Origin of the sequence: Hydrogenoanaerobacterium saccharovorans, from assembly GCF_016901815.1 — a bacterium.
Lineage (GTDB): Bacteria > Bacillota > Clostridia > Oscillospirales > Ruminococcaceae > Avimicrobium > Avimicrobium caecorum.
The window spans coordinates 285857-307725 of record NZ_JACSNR010000001.1; the positions used below are offsets into that span (position 1 = coordinate 285857).

The following is a 21869-nucleotide window of genomic DNA, read 5'->3' on the forward strand; positions in this document are numbered from 1 at the left end:
TTAACATGACTGAAAGTTGTATGTTACAAACCAACAAAAAACCGGCGCGTCTGCCCATTGCAGCGCACCGGTTCTCTGCTGTTGAAGCACCCTGCTTACTGGCTCTTCGGTCAGCTGTCAGTCAGGGGACTTTTAGCTATTTCGGCTTTGTATCCCGGATCGGGTTACTTCATGCCCTTCTCGTAGGACTCGATCATCTTCTTGACCATCTGGCCGCCGACACTGCCGGCTTCCTTGGAGGTCAGGTGACCGTTATAGCCATCCTTCAGGTTTACGCCAACCTCGTTGGCAGCTTCCATCTTGAACTTGTTGAGAGCTTCCTTAGCCTCCGGTACTACGGGACCTGTCATAGTTACATACACTCCTTATTCTTTCTTATCGTTCCGGTACAGCTGCCGCGGACCGTGTTGTCCGCAGAACCTGTATTCCGGTGGAATCAGCGTCGCTCGCTGTTTCCTGTATTGTTATGTGCAGTCCCGCCCGGTTCAAACATGGAATATTCTGGTTGATTCATCATCTGGGATAAAGAAGCAATTGTCCATTGTGGAGATACATCGCTTCGCTCATGCAAAGCAGAAAAGCATATATTTTCTGCGCTGTCCCCCTCCCCATCCGGCTCTTTTTTCAGAGGGTTCCGGCACTCGGTTCATCAAATTGCCAATAATCTGAGAACTATTTCTGTTACAGCCTGTTTTCCGCTTCAACCTATGGTTTTTAGCTTAAATCAGGATTGTTATAAATTTGTCCAAAACAGCGTTTTTCCCCGAAAATCTTGCGGTTTGTGTTCAAATTTTGTTCAAATTATATATTGATAATAATTTGACAAAACACTATGTTTAGAGCCGAAAGAGAGGTAAGAAAAATGTCTTCCACTGACAAGAAACAAAACGGGCTGCAGAAAAGCCTGGCACTGATCTTTGTCTACACAGTAGCGACAGGTTCCATTTTCACCTATGTCAGCTACTGGGATTCGGTGTTCTTCAGCTACTGCGGTCCCGGCACATTCCTGGCATTCGCCCTCATGACTCTGGCGATCCTGCCCATTGCTCTGGTTTACAGTGAGATCTCCCCGCTGTTCCACACCGCCGGTGGTGAACTGATCTACAACACCGTCGGATTCAACCGCCATGTGGGATTCCTGGCATCCTGGCTCATTATGGCTGCCTGGATCTCGGTTCCCCCCGCTGTTGTCATGGCGATTGTCACCTTTATCAGCCGTACCTTTGGTCTGGGGCTCACCTTCGGGCATACCATGATCATCGGCATCATCATTCTGGTGGCTGTCTTCCTGATGAGCATGCAGGATATTCAGTTCCTGGTCAAGGCTCAGGCAGTCTGCCTGTTCGCCAACATCACCACTACCCTGCTCACCGGCGTACTGCTGCTCTTCTCAGGCCATTGGAGCTTTGCCAATGTCGCCAACCTGTTCCAGACCAATCTGGAGCCCTCCGCCGGCATTCCCGGATGGATCATCGGTATGGCGCTGCTCATCACCCCCTTCTTTGGCTTTGAAACAGTGCCCCAGATGGTCGAGGAAGGCGACTTCCCCACCTCCAATACCAAGAAGGCCATCTGTGGTTCGGTTCTCACCTGCGGTACGATTTATGTATTCTTCTTCTTCTGCGTGGCTGGCCTGGATTCCTTCCAGACCCTGCTCTCGGGCGATGCCCAGAACGGTTTTATGACCATCACTGCCATGCAGAACCTGCTGGGCTGGAAGATCTGGCCCCTGATCTATGGCTGTGTTTCTATCCTCATGGGTATGACCGCTTCGATCTTTGGCTTCTGGATGTCCACTGCCCGGATGCTCTACTCCATGGGCAAGAAGAACTTCCTGCCGGAGATCTTCACCAAGGTCAACTCCCATCAGCAGCCCATCCTGCCCAACCTCTTCCTGCTGGGCATCAGCCTGACCTTTATCCTGATGCAGAACGCCACTACCTTTATGAATGACTTCTTCAACCTCATGTCCTTTGGCTGCGCCTGTGCATACGCCCTCACCATGGTTTCGGCAGTGCGCATCCACCGCAAGCACCCCGAATGGTACAAGGACAACAAGAATGTTGTCAAGGGCGGCGATTTCACCCGGATTCTGGCTATGGTTATCATGCTGTCCATCGCCTTCTTCTGCACCCTGGGTCAGGGCCGTGGTTCCTGGATCTCCTTCGGCGTTTATATGGGCGTCGGCGTTGTGATCTGGCTGTGGATGGTCGCAATCCGCTGGAAAAAGTCGGGCGTTATCATCGAAACTCCCGATGGAGAACAGCAGTTCTGAGTTTATGATTCCCTCCGGGGATAAAAGTATGATACAATATTAGAAACGGGACCGGAGCGTCTTGATAATCCGGCCCGGAATAAGACAAGGAGTCGATTAAAATGGCTAAGTTGGAAGGAAAAGTCGCACTGATCACCGGTGCTGCCGTGGGTCTGGGCGAAGGCATTGCAGAAGTGTATGCCAAGTATGGCGCCAAGATGTGCATGGTAGACCTCTCCCCCGAAGTGGAGAAGACCGCTGACCGTCTGCGCAAGGAATATGGCGCTGACATCATCACCTATGTGGGCAATGTGGCTGACAAGGCTCAGATGAAGGAAGCCGCTGCCAAGACTGCGGAAAAGTTCGGCGAAATCAGCGTGTGCTGCTGCAACGCTGGTGTCTGCCGTCTGGCTCCCTTCGAGGAGTTCACCGATGAGATGCGGGACTTCCACATTGATGTCAACATCAAGGGCGTCTGGAACACCTGCCAGGCTGTAATCCCCTACATGCTCCAGCAGGGCGGCGGCAATATTGTAATTGCCTCCTCGGTAACCGGCGACATCGTTGCCGATGCCGGTGAAGCAGCCTACGCCATGACCAAGGCCGCACTGGTTGGTCTGACCAAGTGCCTGGCTGTGGAATACGCCACCCGGAATATCCGTGTGAACTGCACCCAGCTCGGCTACGCCAGAACCCCCATGGTAGAGAAGATGGCTGTGGAATCCAACCCCGAAGATCCCGAGAGCGCAATCCGGGATATTGCGGTTGGCGTTCCCATGAAGCGTCTGGCCAAGCCCACCGAGGTCGGCGAGCTGTTTGCCTTCCTGGGCAGCGATGAATCCAGCTACCTCACCGGTTCCCAGATCGTCATCGATGGCGGCAGCACCCTGCCTGAGACCATGAGCATCGGTACCAACTGAGTTTCTCACAATCCCCGATAAAAAACACCCCCGGAAGCAGAAATCCGGGGGTGTTTTTGTTCTGTCTGAAAACAGCGGCAGACGGCTGTGAAACTCCGCTGCCAGCTGTGCTGGGGATCTGCCGCTCCAGATGCTCCGTCGCCCTGACCGCTGCCTGCCGCTCTGATACGCAAACGCACAAGCCAACTTCTGAGAATGGGCGCTCATACATGGAATCGGTGCTTGATCCCCGCAGTCCGGTTTACAACGGGAAGAAACCAGAAACCGGAAGTGTCCGGCACAGGTCGACCTGTGCCACTCCCCAGAGCATTCCAGACAGGGCAAAGCTGCGATCCAGGCCGGCGCACACTGTGCGCCGGGTATGAGCCGGTACGCAATGGAAAGCTCTCTCCTGCATACAAGATCTGTGCAGCGCCAGCACAAGTGCAGGAAGAAGTGCTGCGCGCAACCCGCATGGAGAAGCTCAGAGCGGCGCTTTGTCAGCTGCGACCGGGAGCAGAGGACCTGGGCTTCTCCATCAGGCGGCGCCCTGAAACCGAAGCACACGCCCTCCACCGGACACTGTCCGGCAGCATATCACAATGCCGTCCGGGACAAAGTGCGGCGCCCTGTCTGCCGTCCGGAGCTGTCTGGCTTCCGGGATTGTGCTGTATCCGCCTGCCCCCGGCATAATAAAAAGGACTCCCGAAAAACGGGAGTCCTTTTTTACAGGCTGATGAAAGCCTTACTTTTTATTGGCGACATAGTCGGGACGCTTCTTGGCAACCCGACGGCGGATGCGTGCCTTCTGCAGCACATATTTCGCCAGTTCCTTTTCCTCAGGGGTCTTGGCTTCTGCTACCTTTGCACGGGCAGCTTCCTTTTCCGCCTTGGCCTGATCGGGGTCGATCTCCTCGGCCCACTCACAGGAGCTCACCAGAATCCGGACCAGATCGCTGCTCACATGGACAAAGCCTTCCGATGCTGCTGCGTAACGGGTCTGACCATTCTCGGTATGGATCTTGATCTCACCGGTCTCGATGGCAGCTACATAGGGAGAATGTCCCTTGAGAATGCCCACATCGCCTTCGGTGGAACGGAATACACAGTTATCCACCAGGCCTTCAAATTTTCTGCCCATGGGGGTAACGATCTCCAGTTGGTAGAGAGCGGCCATACGCTACTCCCCCTTTACCTTTGCCAGAACATCGTCAATGGTACCAGCGAACAGGAAAGCAGATTCCGGAACGTCATCATGCTTGCCTTCGATGATTTCCTTGAAGCCACGGATGGTCTCCTTGATGGGTACATAGCGGCCCTGGAAGCCAGTGAACTGCTCCGCTACGCTGAAGGGCTGGGACATGAAACGCTGTACCTTACGGGCACGGGATACAGTGAGCTTATCCTCATCGGAGAGCTCGTCCATACCCAGAATCGCGATGATGTCCTGGAGCTCCTTATAGCGCTGCAGGATTGCCTGAACCTGACGGGCTACATTGTAGTGCTCATAGCCTACGATCTCCGGGGTCAGGATGGTGGATGTGGAATCCAGCGGGTCTACTGCCGGATAAATACCCAGGGACGAAATGTCACGGGACAGTACGGTAGTAGCATCCAGGTGGGCGAAGGTAGTAGCCGGAGCCGGGTCAGTCAGGTCATCGGCGGGCACATAAACAGCCTGAACCGATGTGATGGACCCCTTCTTGGTGGAAGTAATACGCTCCTGCAGCTCACCCATTTCAGTAGCCAGGGTAGGCTGGTAACCTACTGCCGAAGGCATACGGCCCAGCAGAGCCGATACCTCAGAACCCGCCTGAGTAAAGCGGAAGATGTTATCAATGAAGAGCAGTACATCCTGGTTCTGCTCATCACGGAAGTATTCCGCCATGGTCAGACCAGTCAGGCCAACCCGCATACGGGCTCCTGGCGGCTCGTTCATCTGGCCATACACCAGGGCGGTCTTATTGATAACCCCCGACTCCTTCATTTCATTATACAGGTCATTGCCTTCACGGGTACGCTCGCCGACGCCGGCAAATACCGACAGACCGCCGTGCTCCTGGGCAATGTTATGGATCAGTTCCTGGATCAGTACGGTTTTGCCGACACCGGCACCACCGAACAGACCGATCTTACCACCCTTGAGGTAAGGGCAGATCAGGTCAACGACCTTGATACCGGTTTCCAGAATCTCTGTGATACCCTCCTGCTCCTCAAAGCTGGGGGCTTCCCGATGGATCGGCCACTTTTCCGCTTCAACCGGGGCGCCGTTATCTACGACCTCACCCAGTACATTGAAGATCCGGCCCAGGGTCGCGTTGCCAACCGGCACCGAGATCGGCGCACCGGTATCCACAGCCTTGGTGCCGCGGACCATACCGTCGGTCGAGCTCATTGCGATGCAGCGCACAACATCGTCACCCAGATGCTGTGCTACCTCTGCTACAATCTTCTTGTCTGCCATTTCCACTTCAATGGCATTCATCAGATTGGGCAGAGTGCCGTCGGCAAATTTAATATCAAGCACAGGACCGTTTACCGCAGTAACTGTGCCGACATGCTGCTGACTCATCTGCAAAATCTCCTCCTTCTTTTACTATTTCTATCATTCGTGTGAAAAACCTTGTTTCCCTTATTACCGAAGCGCTTCGAATCCGGAGGAAATCTCGGTGATCTCCTGGGTGATGGCTCCCTGACGGGCCCGGTTGTATGCCAGGCTCAGCGAGCTGATCATCTCTTCGGCATTGTCGCTGGCAGCTTCCATGGCGGTACGCCGGGCTGCCTGTTCCGATGCGAAGGATTCCGAGATGGCGCCAAAGATCATGCCGCCCACAAACTGGGGCACGATCCGGGCCATGACATCCCCGATGGACGGATCAAATTCTGCTGCGCCAAAGGTATCTGCCGGGCTGTGGCCTTCCAGTTCCTCCGCTGTAAAGGACAGCGGCAGGATCTTGCGGCAGGCCGGCACCTGGGACAGCATCGAAGCGAATTCAGTATACACCAGCACCACTTCATCTGCTTCACCGCTGCGGAACAGATCGGTGAGCAGGCGGGCCAGCTCAAAGCTGCGCTCCAGATCAATGGATTCCACAGCCGCGTACTCCTGGAATACCCGGGTTTCATAGGCACGGCGGCTGAAATAATCCACCGCACGCTTGCCCACCGGGATTACCAGGGCAGTTTCGGGGTCCATCTGGCTCTCTGCAAAGCGCAGGATATTCACATTGTAGCCGCCGGCCAACCCACGGTCACCGGCAATTACTACATAGGCCTTGCGCCGGACTTCCCGGGGACGGGTATACAGATTGGTCTTGTCTGTATTGCCGGCTGCCATGGCACAAATGGTTTCGTAGAGGGTATTAAAATAAGGTCTGGCAGTTTCCACACGTTCTTTTGCACGACGCAGTTTGGAAGATGCTACCAGCTGCATCGCCTTTGTGATCTGCATGGTGCTTTCCACACTCTTGATGCGCCGCTTGACATCTCTCATACCGGCTCCTGCCATGTTCTCTCCTCCTCTGCCAAACGATTCACTTGATCAGATCGAACGGCTTCTTGAACTCTACGATGGCATCATGCAGCTTCTGCGCTGTTTCGTCATCGAGGTCGCCGGTGGTCTGAATGCTCTTGGTGATCTCCGGGAAACGGGTGTCGATATAGCTGAACAGGCCGTTCTGCAGGGTCTGGATATCGCTTACCTTGACATCGTCCAGCAGGCCATTTACAACCGCATAGATAATCATAACCTGATGCTCTACGCTGATGGGAGTATTCTGGGGCTGCTTGAGCACTTCCACGATGCGCTCACCATTGGCCAGACGGGCCTTGGTATCAGCATCCAGATCGGAACCGAACTGGGAGAAGGCCTGCAGTTCACGGTACTGTGAATAGAGCAGCTTGAGCGAACCGGACACCTTCTTCATGGCCTTGATCTGAGCTGAACCGCCGACACGGGATACCGAAATACCCGGGTTTACAGCGGGACGGACACCGGCGTTGAACAGCTCGGTCTCCAGGAAGATCTGACCATCGGTGATGGAGATAACGTTTGTGGGGATATAGGCGGAAACGTCGCCGGCCTGGGTCTCGATGATGGGCAGAGCCGTGATGGAACCACCGCCCAGTTCATCACTGAGCTTGGCTGCACGCTCCAGCAGACGGGAGTGAATGTAGAAGATATCACCGGGATAGGCTTCACGTCCCGGCGGGCGCCGGATCAGCAGCGACATGGCACGGTAAGCGACCGCGTGCTTGGACAGGTCATCATAGATAATGAGGACGTCCTTGCCCTGCTGCATGAAGTATTCCGCCATAGTAACGCCCGCATAGGGAGCGATATACTGCAGCGGAGCCGGCTCAGCGGCAGTAGCGGCTACCACGATGGTATAATCCATGGCGCCGGCCTTTTCCAGGCTGTCTACTACACGCAGGACGGTGGAGTTCTTCTGACCAATGGCGACATAGACACAGATCATATCCTTGCCGCGCTGGTTGATAATGGTATCAATACCAATGGCAGTCTTACCGGTCTGCTTATCGCCGATGATCAGCTCACGCTGACCCTTACCGATGGGGATCATCGAGTCGATGGCCTTGATACCGGTCTGGACCGGCTGATATACCGAACGGCGCTCGATAATGCCATAAGCCGGAGATTCTACGGGGCGGATCTCAGCCGCCTCGATGGGGCCCTTGGCGTCAATGGGCTGACCCAGGGCGTTGACAACGCGTCCCAGCAGCTTCTCGCCTACGGGGACGGATACGACACGACCGGTTCTGCGGACAGTGTCTCCTTCCTTGATATTCTCACTGCTGCCGAGCATAACAGCAGAGATGCTGTCCTCTTCCAGGCTGAGTGCCATTGCATACACTCCGCCTTCAAACTCCAGCAGCTCGTTCGCCATACACTTATCAAGACCGTGCAGGCGGGCAATACCATCGCCGATCTGGACAACTGTACCGACATCATCCATATCGATCTTGGTGCGATAGTTCTTGATCTGTTCCTTGATCACGGCACTGATTTCTTCAGGACGCAGCTGCATTGTCTCACCAACTTTCTCTTATACTAACGCTAAAACAACAATTCTTCTTATCCAAAGGTCTGTACCGGCAGGAAAAAGCCTTTAGAATATAGCCGATTCAATCGACTTCCTGAGGTTTTCCAGACGCCGGCGTACCGAGCTGTCAAACTGTTCCCCGTTCATCTGCAGACGGATGCCGCTGATGAGGGCAGGGTCCACTTCACAGGTCAGTTCCACCTGCTTGCCGGTTACAGCGGCGAGCTTGTCCCGCAGACGATTGGTGAGTTCTTCACTCATCGGTACAGCGGTGACAGCAGCGGCACAGATGATTCCCTTGTATTCCCGATACAGCTCTATAAACTTTTCCAGCGAATCCTGCAGGGCGCCAAAACGGCTTTTATCCACCAGCAGGTGCAGATAGTTGAGGGTGAGCGGCTGGAGATTCCCATCAAAAATGGTGTCCAGCAGCCGGGATCGCTCCTCTTTGGCTACCGAGGGGGCATTCATCACTTTCAGGAAATCCTCATTTTCACCGAGCACACCCCGGAGCAGGCAGACATCGTCATACAGGCTGTCCAGGCAGTTTTCATCCCGGCCGGCCTCAAAAAAGGCCTCGCCGTAACGGTTACCGATCAGGCTTGACATGACTTATTCACCTACTCTGTCTATGAACTGGGCAATGAGTTTCTCATGGTCGGCAGGAGTGATCTCCTTTTCTACCACCTTTTCCGCGATCAGGATCGCGATATCCGAAATCTCATCCTTGATCTCGTTGACGGCCTTCTTCTTTTCGCTGACGATGTCCGCTTCAGCCTTTTCACGCAGAACAGCAGCTTCAGCACGGGCTTCTGCCAGAATGGCATCGGCCTGATCCTGGGCGCTCCTGCGGGCATCTGTTACAATGCGCTGTGCTTCGTCCCGGGCACCTGCTATGCTTTCGCTGTATACATTTTTCAGGCGTTCTGCTTCTGCCATTGCTGTGTCGGCATCGGCATACATCTTGTCAACTTCAGTCTGTCGGGCATCGATGAATTCCTTTACCTTTACAAAGAGAATCTTCTTGAGGATCAGGAAGAGGATAAGAGTGTTGAGCAGCTGCGCTACGACCTGCCAGTCCAGACTGATGAACGGCTGGTTGCCCAGCGACAAAAACAAATGACTCACTGTTATATCCTCCTTACAGTATGCAGTTGGTTCTGAGCTTTGGAATTAAAGCATACCTACCAGGGGGTTAACGAAGATCAGCACCAGAGCGATCAGCAGCGAGTAAATACCGGTGGACTCCGCTACGGCACAGCCGGTGAGCAGAGTACGGGTGATGGTACCGGCGGCCTCGGGCTGACGGCCCACCGCCTCAGCAGCCTTGCCGGCAGCATAACCCTGACCGATACCAGGGCCAAGACCCGCGATCATTGCAATACCTGCGCCCAAAGCCGAGCAGCCCAGTACAATTGCCTTTTCCATAATATAATTTCCTCCTTCATGTTGTTTCCATTATATCATTATTAAAAATACGCAAATACGCAAAGGTTTTGCGGTATTTTGACGAAGGTGTGTTCATGCATCAATCCATAGCCATGGATACAAATACCATGGTCAGCATACTGATGATGAAAGCTTGCATGCAACCTGTAAACAGATCAAAGTAGATGGACAGCACCGCAGGAAGACCCACAGCGAACACCGGGAAAGATGTGATCGAGCCGAATACCAGGTTGGATACCCAGGTAAGAGCCTGATACAACAGGGAAGTTACCACAATACCTGAGGCCATGTTTCCGAACAGACGGAGTGCCAGCGCAATGGGAGTGGAAAACTCACCCACAATGTTGAGCGGCAGTACCACCGGCACCGGTTCCGCAAAGCCTTTGATACGGTTTTTCAGACCATTCGCCTTGATCGAGAATACCTGTACCAGCCCGAAGAAGATAATTGCAAAGGCTGCTGTGGTATTCAGATCGGCTGTCGGTGAACGGAAAGTGAGCAATCCCATCAGGTTGGCACACAGTGTAAACAGGAACAGGGTTCCGATATAGGGAGTAAAGTAGAGCCTGTCCTCCCCCATGGTATCGCCTACCAACTGGTACAGCATCCTGACGACTGTCTCCACGACCGCCTGCTTTTTACTGATGTGCTGCTTCTTCATGTCATGTGTCAGCCACAGGGACAGCACAATCAGAAATGCCATGACGATCCAGGAGTTCACCAGCGTCTCCGTCACCGGCAGTCCGCCGAACAACGGAATGTAGAACAGTATTTCAGGACCATTCAATTTTTATTTCCTCCTTTCCCCAAAAAGATATATCCCACAGTCAGTGATATCTTCACAAAGAACAGTGGAAATACCACACTGATTGGATCAAACCAGGAAATTACCAGACCGGCTGCCAGCACCAGAGCCAGCATAAGCATCCGGGAAAAATAGCTGGATGCCATTTTCCGGCGGGCCTGATCGGGAGGAAGCTGAACCGCTTCTTCCGCTGCTATGCCTGTCAGCACAAAATTTGCCGCGGCTGCACTGTTGCCCAGCGCCATGCCCAGCAGCACCGGGACCAGATCCCGTCCCAGCAGGAGCAATCCGCCCAATAACAGCAGATTGCAAACCAGGAGTTCCCAGCGCAGGCGTCGGAGTTCCTCCAGCGCTATCTCCATCAGAGGCCACCCTCCTTATAATCGCGTTCTTCCTCTTCCGCCTGCCGAAGCATGTAGCGGAAGAACTGGGTAAAGGCCGAAACGATGGAGGCCAGAGCCAACAGGACTGCAATCAGAAGCACCCAGCTGCCCAGACCGAACCGGTCCATCAGCCACCGCGCCCCAAAAAAGCAAAGGATCGGCGGCAAAACCAGTGATAGTCCGAATTGGGTCACCAGCGGCAGATTGCGCGCCAGAGCCCGAAGGGTTTTTCTGTCCAAATCCCATCCTCCCGCAGTAAAAGCAACAAACTTGTGTTTTTCATATTATACTAAATGACTAAAAATATTGCAACATCGTTTCGGTTACAAATCAAAGCACGCTTTGATCTCCCAAAGCGCTGAAAAATCCGGAATTTTGGAAGTTTTTCGCTGTGCCATCGGCTTTTATATTCATTTTTTCAACAAAAAATTCCCGCAAACGGCTTAGTTAGTTATATATTTAACGAAAATTTGCAGCTTCCAGAATTTTACCCTGCATTTTGTTTTTTGACTTGTCCATTTGCCTTCAAAAAATTTTATCACAATTTCGTAAGAACTTCTTCTTTATTCTGTGAATGTTTGTAAATTTTTGTGAAGTATTACAATCCATTTATGAACGACTGTTGCCCTTATACGGCGTACAGTATAATCTCCCAGGCCGGGACATACTTGTGCCGGCGCAGATACAGCCGGTAATCCGGACCAAGCTCCCGCACCAGCAGCGGCAGTTCCCACAGATCCCCAGTGCGGTGATAGGCCGCTACGCTCAGCTGGGGTTTCCAGCGGGCAATGGTCTCCCGGCAGCCCAGCAGAGTTTCCCGTTCCACGCCTTCCACATCCATTTTAATATAGTCGGCACGATTGCCCTGAAGTAAAGCGTCCACCGAAGTCAGCTCCACCGGACGCAGCTTTTTACCGCTCTCCGCCAGCGCCGAATTGCGTCCGCCCCGGGCCGAGAAGGTCAGCTCCCCTTCCCCGCTGTAACTGCCCTTGGGCACCATCGTCGTCCGGGGCAGTTCCCCGGCGGCTGCCTGGAGCTTCCGGAAGTTCTTGGGGTCGGGCTCCAGTGCCCAGATCCAGCCGTAGTCCGGACAGTGCCGGATAAACTCCTCCACCGTGTCTCCGTCATAGGCGCCCAGGTCCACATAGACACTCCCGGGGCCCGGCGTCAGAATGCTGCCGAAGTCCTCCTCCCGGCTGCCCATGTGCCGGTAGAGATACTCCAGCTTGCCGCTGAGCTTGTAGGCCAGCAGATCGGCATAGATCTGCCGGGACTCGTCATCAGCCAGCAGCCCATAGACCTGCTCAAACTCGGCCTGATGCTCCCGGAAGTATTCCGGCGTGAACAGGTCGCTGCCGAACACCGGAATATCCGGGGCATAGGTTTCATGGCGGCGGGACAGTTCCGCGATGCGCTCCAGCATGGAATCATAATCCACCCCGAAGCAGAGCAGCACAATGAAATCCCCCAGCCGCTCCTCGATCTGCGCGAGGCTCTCCACCGGGTAGCCCTCGAAGCTGTGTCCCCGGACAAATTCATCGCTGGCAAAGATACCGGCGATGGGAATGCCATACTGCCGGCACACAGCCAGGATCTTCAGGGCGCCGTCTCCCATGCCGTAGAGCACCACCGGCTTCTCTGCGCAGCGCAGATACTCCCACAGCGGCTGCGATTCGTTGATAACCAGATTCAACTCCCATTCTCCTCTCTGCTGCATGAAAAAAGGCAATAGCCCAAAACCGGGATATTGCCTTTGCGTGGTTCTGTATTACTTGAGGAAGCCGTTGATGATCTGTTCCTCTGCCTGCTTTTCAGTCAGGCCCAGGGTCATCAGCTTGATGAGCTGTTCACCGGCGATCTTGCCGATGGCTGCCTCGTGGATCAGACGGGCATCCACATCATTGGCGATGATCTCGGGGATTGCCGATACCACACCGTTATCCATGATGATGCCGTCGCACTCGGAATGACCATAGCACTCGGTATCGCCCCGCATATAGGAGCGGAATACCTGCTTGGAATTATCCCGGGCTACCGAACGGGATACCAGATGACAGCTGCTGTCCTTGCCGGACATGATGACATCAAAGCTGGTTTCCGCAGTCTGGTCGCCGTGGGTCATGATCTTTTCGGTGATCACCAGCTTGGCGCCGTCCTTGAGTTCTGCCTTGCTCACCCGCTTGGTGGAGTCCACGCCCTTGATCTGGACGGTGTTCATCTCCATGGTGCTGCCCTCTTCTGCAAAGACCTCGGTCTCGGGATTGATGATCCGCTTGCCGGAACCATCGCCCTCACCATAGTGCTTTTCCAGATACAGCACCTTGGAGTTCTTTGCCAGGAAGAAGCGGTGGATACCATTGTGATGGGAATCCTCGCAGTCGCAGTTGTGTACGCCGCAGCCCGCTACAATGGTGACATCGGCGTCTTCCCCGATATAGAAGTCGTTGTAGACCAGATCGTCCACACCGCCATGGGTGATGACTGCCGGAATGTATACGGTTTCACCCTTGGTGCCGGGCTTGACCATAATATCAATGCCAGGCTTGTCCGTCTTGGTGATAATTTCGATATTCTCAGAGTTCTGACGGGCTGTACCGCAGCCGTCCGCCCGGATATTGTAGGCGCCGACTGCCGGCAGGTCGCTGATATCCGATACCTTGCCCACCAGATCCATAATCAGATCATAGCTGTTCATCTGCAGTTCCCTCCTTTGCAGCAGCCGCAGGGTACTGCGGTCTCCTCACTCAGCAGCAGCGGATAGATCTCGTCCCGGCTGCCCTTGTTTGCCACCCGGCCATCGGCGATGATCACGATCTCATCGGCAATATTGAGGATACGCTCCTGATGGGAGATAATCATGATCGAGCCGTTGTTCTGCTCATGCAGGTGTTCGAACACCGCGATGAGGTTCTTGAAGCTCCACAGGTCGATACCGGCTTCCGGCTCATCGAAGATGGAAAGACGGGATTCTCTTGCCAGGGCGATGGCGATCTCAATACGCTTGAGCTCACCGCCCGAGAAGGTGGCATCCACTTCACGCTCCACATAGCTGGCGCCATGCAGTCCCACCTGGGTGAGATAGCCGCAGGCCTCCCGCACCGAGAGATCCTTGCCCGAAGCCAGCGAGAGCAGATCCCGGACTGTAATGCCCTTGAAGCGCACCGGCTGCTGGAATGCAAAACTGATGCCGATATTGGCACGGTTGGTGATGTCCAGCCCGGTAATATCCTGGCCATCCAGCAGGATCTGTCCGGAAGTGGGGGTCACGATACCGGCAATGAGCTTGGCGAGGGTGGATTTACCGCCGCCATTGGGGCCAGTGATGACCATGAATTCATTATCCCGGACTGTGAGATCGATATGCTTGAGGATCTCCTTGCCGTCCGGCAGTGTATAACATATATCTTTGAGTTCCAGCACGCGGAACACCTCCTGAATCGGATATGATTCTTGCACTTGGTTGGTTGGCTTTGGTATACCAATGCGGTATACATTTACCAAATCAAATTATAGCAATCTCTTCCTGCTCTGTCAAGTAGCAATTTAGCCAATAGAAAAAACTTTGGCAGAACCAGCATGGAATATGCGTTTTCCCTTCCAGCTCCAGGCAGGCGCCGCCTGTGGAAATGGCGGAATCGGTCGAAAAGCGCCGGTGCGCTCTTGCGCTGGAATAAAACAGAGCATATAATAAAGGTATAGTCCCGGATCTGTGCTTTTTGCGGCAGACCGCGAAGGAGGCGGAAGATGACCGGATTTCAGCTCAAACTGCTGGCGATGCTGGCCATGACTGCCGACCATATCGGTGCTGTATTTTTCCCGGAGATCCCGCTGCTGCGCTGGATCGGACGGCTGGCGATGCCGGTGCTGTGCTTCTTCATCGGAGAAGGGCTCCGTCACACCCGCAGTCCCCGGCGGTACCTGCTGCGTCTGACCGGGTTTGCGCTGCTTTCGGAGCTGCCCTTTGACCTGGCCTTTTATGGCGGGATCGAATGGGGGCACCAGAATGTATATTTCACACTGGCACTGGGACTTCTGGCACTGTGGGCAATTCAGAGCCGGGGCATGGAGGGTTGGCTCCTGGCACTGACAGCGGCACTGGCTGCTGAACTGCTCGGCTGTGACTATGGAATGTACGGGGTACTGCTGATCCTGCTGCTGGATCGGTTCCACAGTGCCCGTTCCGAACAGCTGGCTGGGGCAGCTCTGCTCAATCTGGCGTTTTTCGGCCTGCAGACCCAGACCCTGTCCTTGATCGCATTGCCCTTGCTGTGGCTATATAACGGCAAACGGGGCCGGGACGACCGGCGGCTTTTTTATCTGTACTATCCCGCGCATCTGTGCGTATTGGGGATACTGCGGTTTGTATTGTAAGAATTAGAGGAGGCGTATGAGTATGGCCAGACAAATGATTACCTGTGAATCCTGCGGGAAACGGTATGACTATCTGAAAAGTGAGGCCTGCCCCAACTGCGGTGCATTCAACTATATCAAGGGCGCCCATCAGCACATCTGCGGAGCCGAGGATGTGGAGCGGATCATTGAGATGAAATCCGCTGAGCATGATGATTCCCAGGAAGTTGTCCGTCCGGATACCAGCATTGACCGGGGTCTGCAGCAGAAATATGCCCGGGCCAGACAGAGGCTGGACCGGCTGGAAACCACCGAAGATGTGTTCAAATCCGCATTCGGCGGTGATTTCGGCACCAAGAAATTCTCCCGTAAAGCCAAGACCAACAAATCCAATGCCGGCTGTCTGAAGCCGCTGGTTATTTTCATCTTCATCATTGTATTCTTCAACCTGATTGCTCCGCTCATCTTTGCGCTGATCAGCAACACATTTGAAAGCAGCAATTATGAGGATTATGATGTCTCGTACAGCGAAGCGCCTGCATCGGAATACGAAACAACATACAACAGCGGTGTGCCCGGCTACACCTACACCCTCAATGACCTGACCTTCGCCATGGGCGGTTCTGCCATTGTGGACACCGGCGATACACTGGAGCCGGATTACGCGGTGGTTGCCGTGAAGATGGATGCCTCCTGTGGCCTTCCCTCCGACGAATACGCTACCATGAACTTCACCACCTATCTCACCGACAGCGACTACTACACCTACTATCCCGCGATGGATATGACCTCCTATGACAATGAAGAGCTGGTCAACCTCCTCTTCCCGGACTCCTATTATTACTTCCTGCAGGACTTCGAGATCGCCTACATGGATGGTCAGGAGAGTGTGAGCGGTTATATTCCCTACCTGGTGGAGAAGGAATACCTGGATGATCTCTCCTATGTGATCCAGTTCGACTACTATGACCGGGAGAACGGCAGCTATGAATCCGTCTGCTACACCTTCCCGCTGAGCGAAGGCCAGACCATCACCACCGATGAGGTCATCGCCTCCTATTACAACAGCGCCTATTGATCTACACTCTGACAGCCCCCTCTCCTGTGAGATGGGGGTTGTTTTTTTGCTCTTTTCACGGTTTTCTGTGCAGTTCTCCACCATCTGCTGTTTTCAGACTTCCAGATCCACGTTGCCCTGCCGCTTTCTCCCGCCTGCCAGTCCGCTGCCTCTCCCCGCTGTATCCGTCTGACTTCACTATCTTTTGTATGGCACTGCCCTTGCCGCCTATGACAGTCCAGAAAATCCACTGCGGAGGAAGAAATCAGCCGTTTTGCATGTCGCTGGAACAGAGGATTTTCAATCCTTTTTAAAACGCTGTACGGGGAGGACGAAGCAGTGCACCAAACCGGATACCTGCTTTGCTCCCTTTAGGGCAAACGAAAAAGACCAGCTTTTCAGCCGGTCTTTTTCGTTCATGCACGGAGGATGGATTATTGTCGTATCACATCAGGCCCATTGCGGTGAGAATCAGCCGCATCAGGATCATGCCCAGAGCCGCGTCAAACAGCGGGATCAGGAACATGAGCAGTGTGTACTTCTTATTGGTTTCGGTTACCAGTACGATACGGGCATAGTGACCAACCAGAGTACCCATCAGCATCGAGGGCATTACACAGATGGTCGCCTGTGCCGCTGTGATCACACCGGTCTGATAGAGGTTGAAGGCTGTGGCAGCACCTGCTGCTTTGGCAAAGAACGCACTGATCAGAACGGTAATCGCCTCACCGGGCAGTCCGAAGACGCCCATGATCGGTCCGCAGATATTGCCCAGTACATCCATAACGCCTGTTACATTGAAGACCTGTACCAGTACATAGCCCAGAACCATCGCAGGCATAATGGTGTTGATGGCGATTCCCCAGCCCTTTTTCGCACCGGAGAGAAATGTTTCAATCATACCGACCTTTGCCGGCTTCTTAGAAGTTTCCGCACTCATTTTGCTACCTCCGCATTCTTCTTTTTACCACGCATCACGATCAGGCGGACAATATTCGCGCCTACCAGCTTGCAGAAGATCACCAGCAGGATCATCGGACCCATAGCCATTACTGCGATGGGCAGTACAGCTGCCTGGGTGGAGATCATATTGCCGATGGGTGCGGAGCCGGGATACATGAACGATACAAAAATAGTTCTCTCATCATCGGTGATCTGGCCGTTGTCATAGAGCTCCTTGGTCAGTACAGCAGCGATATCCGAACCGTTCAGGGAGTTTACAAAAGCCAGACCACAGCTGCCGGGCAGGCCCAGCAGAGGCCGCAGGATGGGGGTGAACACCTTCTGGAAGGCTTCCATAACGCCCATTTTGCTGAACACTTCGATCAGACCCATACTGAAGATACATCCGGGTGCCAGCGAAAGGGCAAACATGAAACCATCCCGGGCGCCGGCGCCGCCGCTGCCCATGAAGTTGGCTCCGGTATCCCCGATGGTACCGAAGGAACCGATCAGGGTATTGAGGTCCAGAACCCGCAGGAACTGCAGCGGACCTTCCATATTAGCGAAGAAACCGGAGAACATACAGAGCATGATCACCAGTGCCAGCCAGCCCTGCGGACTGACTTTGATCTTTTCTTTTTCATTCTGTACTGTTTCCACAGCCATGACTCTACTCCCCCTCTTACTTCTTGAACTGATCCAGTGCTGCCACAACCATGCACCACAGTTCGGTACGCTCATACATGGATTCTACCACTGCATATTCACGGTCGGTGTGGTTCCACTCGCCGCGGACACCGCAGCTGCACAGAACCGGTACGCCCATCATAGCGATGTTGCCGGCATCCGAACCGCCGCCCAGGACGATACCGCCCACAGCAGGATAGCCTTCCTTTTCACAGACAGTGTTGATGAAGTCCAGCAGCTCATGGTTTTCCTTGGTGTCTTCGAAGCCGCCGCCGGGCTCGCCGATGGTGAAGTCAATGCTGGTGCCATCCACATCGGGAGTCTGGAAGATGCGGGTCAGCTCATTCTTGACACGCTCTGCCTCAGCAAGATACAGGAAGCGTCCGCTGAAGTCCAGGGAAACCGCATCCGGAATGGCATTGGGTACGGTACCGCCCTTGATGACAGCCGGGTTCATGTTGGTACCCTTTTCCATGTCGTTGCAGTTCTGGATCGCCAGAATCTTGTATGCTGCCTCTACCAGGGCATTGCGTCCGGCGGTGTAGTTGTTGCCCGAGTGAGCACTTACGCCATGGACATCCAGATGCCCCCACATAGCCCACTTGCGTCCGGTGCAGAGATCATTGTTCACCGGACCGGTTTCCATGTTGAAGCCAGCGATACAGCCATCCGCCCACTTCTGGAACTGCTCACAGGCATAGGCATGGAACTTTCCGGCTTCCTCATCGCCGCAGAAGCAGATGCGGATGGGACGATCCTTGTAGCCGGCTGCTTCCAGAGCCTTGATGACATACAGGGTGATGATGATACCGCCCTTCATATCCAGAACGCCAGGGCCATAGGCCTTGCCATCCTCAATGCGGAAGGGGTTGGGGCCGAAGGTGTTGGGATCAAACACGGTATCAAAGTGACCGGTAAAGATTACCGGAGTACCGGGACGGTCCGCGCCGATCACACCGGCAACTACCGGGGGAACTTCGTCACGGACACGGTAAACCTGACAGTCTACACCTGCCTGCTGGAACTTTTCGCACAGCCAGTCAGCAATGGTATGCATAGCGTCGGGCTGACGGCAGCTGCCTTCCATGTTCACCAGGTCACGCCAGTCGTCGATAATATTCTGTCGGTTCTGTGCAATGAATTCCTGAATCTGCTTTTTCATCTTGATCCTCCTCATTTTGTCTGTGTTTTGGAAAGCGCTTTAGCAGTTTATCACAAGTTTTCGCCCAAAAATTTAGATAAAATGTTGCTGAAACTGTTGGAAAAACTGTTAAAATTGCTTCGATTTGACTAAACTATATCGCTCCGGACACTCTTTCTCTGTAACATTTGCTACTGAGAAAAAGCCGCCTTCCCGTAAGATGGCGGTAGGAGGAGTTGAGCGTTATGGAACAATACAAATGCTATACTGCAGACTATGCCCCCTATTTCACCGCAGACATCAATGGCTGGAAACCCATCATTCAGACCCAGTCGCCACGGCATTACAAGCGGGGCAGCATCATCTGCCAGCACTATGGCGAGGACCAGAATGTCATCCTGATCCAGACTGGTCTGGTGAGCATGTCCTTCCTGCATGAAAGCGGCATTGAGCGCATCCATTTCCTGGGCAGCACCGGGTATGTCTTTGGATTCCGGAGCTGTCTTTCCGGGCGTCCCTATGGCGGAGCACTCACTGCCATCACCGATGTTTCTGCATACAAAATTCCATCGGAGGTTGTATCCCGTGAGATGCAGAAAAATGAGGAATTCTTCCGGTTTGCCATGTTCGGCGAGTACGAACGGGGAATGGTCTATTCCCGCAAGCTGGAGTTCCTGGCACTGCCCACCAACATCAAGAAGGTGGCAGCCCTGCTGCTGAGCATGGCCTACCGCACCGGACATTTCCGGGATGGCGGCACCATCATACCCATTCGCATGACCCACGAACTCATCGCCAAATCATCTACTCGGACCGGGTGAGCGTATCCCGGGCAGTATCCGAACTGGAAAAACGCGGGCTGATCCGCCTGCGAAACAGCGAATACTGTATCCTGGATTTCGTAGGACTCACCGATATTGTGGAGGAATAACCAGACAGAAAAAAGCCGGATGACTCTGGTCGGGTCATCCGGCTTTTTATATTCTGTCCTTATTCTGCGGAGAAACCGTTCATAGCCAGCACAACCGCTGCCCAGAGCTTGGGACGCTCGAACATCGACTCCACCAGGGCATATTCCCGGTCGGTGTGGTTCCACTCGCCGCGGACGCCGCAGCTGCACAGGATCGGCACGCCCATTTCGGCGATGTAGCCGGCATCCGAGCCGCCGCCCAGCACCACTTCGCCCACTGCGGGCCAGCCGTTTTCCTGGCTGACGCTGTCCACGAACCGGCGCAGCCGCTTGCCCTCTTCGGTGACCTCCAGGCCGCCCCGGGCTGCACTGAGAGTGTACTCGCTGTGGGTACCCTCTATGGTGCTCTCGCCAAACAGCTTTGCAAGGCCCTCCTTGACCCGCTCCACCTCTGCCAGGGTGGGGAACCGTCCGCTGAAGTCCAGCTCACAGCTGTCCGGGATGGCATTCATCACAGTGCCGCCCCTGACAATCGCCGGGTTCATGTGGGTGCCCTTTTCCAGGTCGTTGAGCGCCTGGATGCCGATCACCTTGTAAGCTGCCTCCAGGATGGCGTTGCGTCCGGCGAGGTAGTTGTTGCCCGAGTGGGCGCTCACGCCGTGGATCACAGCCTTGCCTGCCATCAGATACTTCCGTCCTACACACAGGCTGTTGTCCACCGGCGCTGTTTCCATATTGAAGCCGGCGCAGCAGCCTTCGCCCCAGCGGCGGAACTGCGCAATCGCCGGATCGTGGAAGTCGCCGCCCTCCTCATCGCTGCAGAAGCAGACCCGGATGGGACGCTCGTCATAGCCGGCGGCTTCCAGTGCCTTGATGGTCCACAAGGCGATGATGATGCCGCCCTTCATGTCCAGGACGCCGGGGCCATAGGCCTTGTCCCCTTCGATGCGGAAGGGATTTTCCCCGAAGGTGCCGGGGTTGAATACAGTGTCAAAATGTCCGGCGAAGATCACCGGCTTGCCCGGACGTCCGGTGCCGATCTCACCCGCTACCACCGGCGGAATCTCCGGCGCTGCACTGTAAACCGCACAGTCCACCCCGGCTTCCCGGAAGCGTCCGCAGAGGTATTCCGCCTCGGCGTGCATGGCGTCGGGCTGCCGCAGACTGCCCTCATGGTTCACCAATGCCTTCCAGTCATCCAGGATCTCCTGATGATGCTCGTCAATATACCGGAATACCGCCTCTTTTCTCTGGTCCATGTTGATTCCTCCTCAGTTTTTATAGAGCAAAGGCCGGAGGATTTACCCCCGGCCCTGTCTGGAACGATTGTTATTCGGCCAGCGGCTGGAAGCCAAGTTCCGCATTGATGGTGCGCAGTGCCAGGATGCAGTGTTCCATCACCTGATCCAGCTCCATGCCCATCATCTCAGCGCCGCCGCAGATCAGGTCACGATCCACCTTGGCAGCAAAAGCCTTATCCTTGAACTTTTTCTTCACCGACTTCACTTCCAGGTCGAGCAGGCTCTTGCTGGGACGCATCAGAGCCACCGCGGTGATGAACCCGGTGAGTTCGTCCACGGTGTAGATCACCTTTTCCATCTGCTTTTCCGGCTTGACATCGGTGCAGAGACCATAGCCGTGGGACAGAACCGCACGGATAAAGTCCTCATCAAAGCCAGCTTCCCGGAGATAGCCGGGAGTGTACTGACAGTGCTCCTCGGGGTGCTCCTCATAGTCGAGGTCATGGAGCAGGCCAACCATGCCCCAGTATTCCACATCTTCGCCATAGAACTCAGCAAAGTGACGCATTGCGGCCTCAACCGAGATTGCATGGTGGATCAGCGACTGTGTATGGGTGTGTGTCTTGAGAAGTTCCAGCGCTGCTGCGCGGTCCATGGGAAGTGCCATTGTAATCAATCCTCCGATTTT

General features: G+C 54.5%; 24 protein-coding genes. 5 read left to right on the forward strand and 19 right to left on the reverse strand.

Annotation, left to right across the window (positions count from 1 at the left end; translation table 11 throughout):
• Positions 1-164: 164 nt before the first annotated feature.
• A complete protein-coding gene (locus H9X81_RS01405; protein ID WP_177502353.1) occupies positions 165-350 on the reverse strand; it encodes an alpha/beta-type small acid-soluble spore protein in 186 nt (61 codons plus the stop codon).
• Between the two features lie 512 nt (positions 351-862).
• Between H9X81_RS01405 and H9X81_RS01410 the strand changes: the two genes are divergently transcribed.
• Both H9X81_RS01410 and ucpA read left to right on the forward strand, forming a co-directional pair.
• Complete coding sequence (locus H9X81_RS01410) at positions 863-2275, forward strand: APC family permease (protein ID WP_204719313.1); 1413 nt, start codon at positions 863-865, stop codon at positions 2273-2275.
• Positions 2276-2376: 101 nt separating this feature from the next.
• Positions 2377-3174 (forward strand): SDR family oxidoreductase UcpA, encoded by a 798-nt coding sequence (ucpA, locus tag H9X81_RS01415; protein WP_204719314.1) that lies wholly within the window; start codon positions 2377-2379, stop codon positions 3172-3174.
• 724 nt (positions 3175-3898) lie between these two features.
• On the opposite strand, the gene atpC is transcribed toward ucpA, so the two are convergent.
• The 13 genes from atpC to H9X81_RS01480 form a co-directional block, all read right to left on the reverse strand.
• On the reverse strand, positions 3899-4330 hold the full coding sequence (gene atpC / locus H9X81_RS01420) for an ATP synthase F1 subunit epsilon (RefSeq protein WP_204719315.1): 432 nt from the start codon (positions 4328-4330) through the stop codon (positions 3899-3901).
• 3 nt (positions 4331-4333) lie between these two features.
• A complete protein-coding gene (atpD, locus tag H9X81_RS01425; RefSeq protein ID WP_204719316.1) occupies positions 4334-5725 on the reverse strand; it encodes a F0F1 ATP synthase subunit beta in 1392 nt (463 codons plus the stop codon).
• A 63-nt stretch (positions 5726-5788) separates the two neighbouring features.
• Positions 5789-6661: an ATP synthase F1 subunit gamma gene (gene atpG, locus H9X81_RS01430; protein ID WP_204719317.1), complete on the reverse strand. Its 873-nt coding sequence runs from the start codon at positions 6659-6661 to the stop codon at positions 5789-5791.
• 25 nt (positions 6662-6686) lie between these two features.
• Positions 6687-8201: a F0F1 ATP synthase subunit alpha gene (gene atpA / locus H9X81_RS01435; RefSeq protein WP_204719318.1), complete on the reverse strand. Its 1515-nt coding sequence runs from the start codon at positions 8199-8201 to the stop codon at positions 6687-6689.
• An 81-nt stretch (positions 8202-8282) separates the two neighbouring features.
• Entirely contained in the window at positions 8283-8825 is a 543-nt protein-coding gene (gene atpH, locus H9X81_RS01440; RefSeq protein WP_204719319.1) for an ATP synthase F1 subunit delta, read from the reverse strand.
• A gap of 3 nt (positions 8826-8828) precedes the next feature.
• Positions 8829-9344 carry a F0F1 ATP synthase subunit B gene (gene atpF / locus H9X81_RS01445; protein WP_177502571.1) on the reverse strand — a complete coding sequence of 172 codons (516 nt, stop codon included), beginning with the start codon at positions 9342-9344 and terminating at the stop codon, positions 8829-8831.
• Between the two features lie 45 nt (positions 9345-9389).
• The gene (atpE, locus tag H9X81_RS01450; protein ID WP_177502572.1) at positions 9390-9644 is read right to left on the reverse strand and encodes an ATP synthase F0 subunit C; all 255 of its coding nucleotides are present in this window, start codon (positions 9642-9644) and stop codon (positions 9390-9392) included.
• 100 nt (positions 9645-9744) lie between these two features.
• The gene (gene atpB / locus H9X81_RS01455) at positions 9745-10452 is read right to left on the reverse strand and encodes a F0F1 ATP synthase subunit A (RefSeq protein ID WP_191393120.1); all 708 of its coding nucleotides are present in this window, start codon (positions 10450-10452) and stop codon (positions 9745-9747) included.
• A complete protein-coding gene (locus tag H9X81_RS01460; RefSeq protein ID WP_191393119.1) occupies positions 10449-10832 on the reverse strand; it encodes an ATP synthase subunit I in 384 nt (127 codons plus the stop codon). The genes atpB and H9X81_RS01460 overlap by 4 nt, the downstream gene beginning before the upstream one ends.
• Positions 10832-11092: an AtpZ/AtpI family protein gene (locus tag H9X81_RS01465; protein WP_191393118.1), complete on the reverse strand. Its 261-nt coding sequence runs from the start codon at positions 11090-11092 to the stop codon at positions 10832-10834. The genes H9X81_RS01460 and H9X81_RS01465 overlap by 1 nt, the downstream gene beginning before the upstream one ends.
• Before the next feature lie 389 nt (positions 11093-11481).
• The gene (locus H9X81_RS01470; protein WP_204719320.1) at positions 11482-12546 is read right to left on the reverse strand and encodes an FkbM family methyltransferase; all 1065 of its coding nucleotides are present in this window, start codon (positions 12544-12546) and stop codon (positions 11482-11484) included.
• A 75-nt stretch (positions 12547-12621) separates the two neighbouring features.
• Complete coding sequence (locus H9X81_RS01475; protein ID WP_177502577.1) at positions 12622-13548, reverse strand: SufB/SufD family protein; 927 nt, start codon at positions 13546-13548, stop codon at positions 12622-12624.
• Complete coding sequence (locus tag H9X81_RS01480) at positions 13545-14273, reverse strand: ATP-binding cassette domain-containing protein (protein ID WP_204719321.1); 729 nt, start codon at positions 14271-14273, stop codon at positions 13545-13547. The genes H9X81_RS01475 and H9X81_RS01480 overlap by 4 nt, the downstream gene beginning before the upstream one ends.
• 324 nt (positions 14274-14597) lie before the next feature.
• Here H9X81_RS01480 and H9X81_RS01485 point away from each other — a divergent pair, with 324 nt between their 5' ends.
• Both H9X81_RS01485 and H9X81_RS01490 read left to right on the forward strand, forming a co-directional pair.
• Positions 14598-15224 carry a TraX family protein gene (locus H9X81_RS01485; RefSeq protein WP_204719322.1) on the forward strand — a complete coding sequence of 209 codons (627 nt, stop codon included), beginning with the start codon at positions 14598-14600 and terminating at the stop codon, positions 15222-15224.
• 22 nt (positions 15225-15246) lie between these two features.
• Positions 15247-16281, forward strand: coding sequence for a hypothetical protein (locus tag H9X81_RS01490; protein WP_204719323.1), 1035 nt, complete (start codon positions 15247-15249; stop codon positions 16279-16281).
• Positions 16282-16705: 424 nt separating this feature from the next.
• Here H9X81_RS01490 and H9X81_RS01495 read toward each other — a convergent pair whose 3' ends face one another.
• Genes H9X81_RS01495 through H9X81_RS01505 form a run of 3 tightly spaced genes read right to left on the reverse strand, consistent with a single transcriptional unit; the run spans position 16706 to position 19051 of the window.
• Positions 16706-17161 carry a nucleoside recognition domain-containing protein gene (locus H9X81_RS01495; RefSeq protein ID WP_243423885.1) on the reverse strand — a complete coding sequence of 152 codons (456 nt, stop codon included), beginning with the start codon at positions 17159-17161 and terminating at the stop codon, positions 16706-16708.
• 35 nt (positions 17162-17196) lie between these two features.
• Positions 17197-17868, reverse strand: coding sequence for a nucleoside recognition domain-containing protein (locus tag H9X81_RS01500; protein ID WP_191392421.1), 672 nt, complete (start codon positions 17866-17868; stop codon positions 17197-17199).
• A gap of 16 nt (positions 17869-17884) precedes the next feature.
• A complete protein-coding gene (locus tag H9X81_RS01505; RefSeq protein ID WP_204719324.1) occupies positions 17885-19051 on the reverse strand; it encodes a M20/M25/M40 family metallo-hydrolase in 1167 nt (388 codons plus the stop codon).
• A 224-nt stretch (positions 19052-19275) separates the two neighbouring features.
• Between H9X81_RS01505 and H9X81_RS01510 the strand changes: the two genes are divergently transcribed.
• The gene (locus tag H9X81_RS01510; RefSeq protein ID WP_204719325.1) at positions 19276-19851 is read left to right on the forward strand and encodes a Crp/Fnr family transcriptional regulator; all 576 of its coding nucleotides are present in this window, start codon (positions 19276-19278) and stop codon (positions 19849-19851) included.
• Positions 19852-20020: 169 nt separating this feature from the next.
• Here H9X81_RS01510 and H9X81_RS01520 read toward each other — a convergent pair whose 3' ends face one another.
• Positions 20021-21199 carry a M20/M25/M40 family metallo-hydrolase gene (locus H9X81_RS01520; RefSeq protein ID WP_204719327.1) on the reverse strand — a complete coding sequence of 393 codons (1179 nt, stop codon included), beginning with the start codon at positions 21197-21199 and terminating at the stop codon, positions 20021-20023.
• 70 nt (positions 21200-21269) lie between these two features.
• The gene (locus tag H9X81_RS01525) at positions 21270-21848 is read right to left on the reverse strand and encodes an HDIG domain-containing metalloprotein (protein WP_204719328.1); all 579 of its coding nucleotides are present in this window, start codon (positions 21846-21848) and stop codon (positions 21270-21272) included.
• Positions 21849-21869 lie beyond the last annotated feature (21 nt).

Bases quoted from the DNA above. Each gene is read 5' to 3' on its own strand.
- H9X81_RS01405 (WP_177502353.1), bottom strand. From the start codon at position 350: ATGACAGGTCCCGTAGTACCGGAGGCTAAGGAAGCTCTCAACAAGTTC.
- H9X81_RS01410 (WP_204719313.1), top strand. From the start codon at position 863: ATGTCTTCCACTGACAAGAAACAAAACGGGCTGCAGAAAAGCCTGGCA.
- ucpA (WP_204719314.1), top strand. From the start codon at position 2,377: ATGGCTAAGTTGGAAGGAAAAGTCGCACTGATCACCGGTGCTGCCGTG.
- atpC (WP_204719315.1), bottom strand. From the start codon at position 4,330: ATGGCCGCTCTCTACCAACTGGAGATCGTTACCCCCATGGGCAGAAAA.
- atpD (WP_204719316.1), bottom strand. From the start codon at position 5,725: ATGAGTCAGCAGCATGTCGGCACAGTTACTGCGGTAAACGGTCCTGTG.
- atpG (WP_204719317.1), bottom strand. From the start codon at position 6,661: ATGGCAGGAGCCGGTATGAGAGATGTCAAGCGGCGCATCAAGAGTGTG.
- atpA (WP_204719318.1), bottom strand. From the start codon at position 8,201: ATGCAGCTGCGTCCTGAAGAAATCAGTGCCGTGATCAAGGAACAGATC.
- atpH (WP_204719319.1), bottom strand. From the start codon at position 8,825: ATGTCAAGCCTGATCGGTAACCGTTACGGCGAGGCCTTTTTTGAGGCC.
- atpE (WP_177502572.1), bottom strand. From the start codon at position 9,644: ATGGAAAAGGCAATTGTACTGGGCTGCTCGGCTTTGGGCGCAGGTATT.
- H9X81_RS01460 (WP_191393119.1), bottom strand. From the start codon at position 10,832: ATGGAGATAGCGCTGGAGGAACTCCGACGCCTGCGCTGGGAACTCCTG.
- H9X81_RS01475 (WP_177502577.1), bottom strand. From the start codon at position 13,548: ATGAACAGCTATGATCTGATTATGGATCTGGTGGGCAAGGTATCGGAT.
- H9X81_RS01485 (WP_204719322.1), top strand. From the start codon at position 14,598: ATGACCGGATTTCAGCTCAAACTGCTGGCGATGCTGGCCATGACTGCC.
- H9X81_RS01490 (WP_204719323.1), top strand. From the start codon at position 15,247: ATGGCCAGACAAATGATTACCTGTGAATCCTGCGGGAAACGGTATGAC.
- H9X81_RS01495 (WP_243423885.1), bottom strand. From the start codon at position 17,161: ATGATTGAAACATTTCTCTCCGGTGCGAAAAAGGGCTGGGGAATCGCC.
- H9X81_RS01500 (WP_191392421.1), bottom strand. From the start codon at position 17,868: ATGGCTGTGGAAACAGTACAGAATGAAAAAGAAAAGATCAAAGTCAGT.
- H9X81_RS01505 (WP_204719324.1), bottom strand. From the start codon at position 19,051: ATGAAAAAGCAGATTCAGGAATTCATTGCACAGAACCGACAGAATATT.
- H9X81_RS01510 (WP_204719325.1), top strand. From the start codon at position 19,276: ATGGAACAATACAAATGCTATACTGCAGACTATGCCCCCTATTTCACC.
- H9X81_RS01520 (WP_204719327.1), bottom strand. From the start codon at position 21,199: ATGGACCAGAGAAAAGAGGCGGTATTCCGGTATATTGACGAGCATCAT.
- H9X81_RS01525 (WP_204719328.1), bottom strand. From the start codon at position 21,848: ATGGCACTTCCCATGGACCGCGCAGCAGCGCTGGAACTTCTCAAGACA.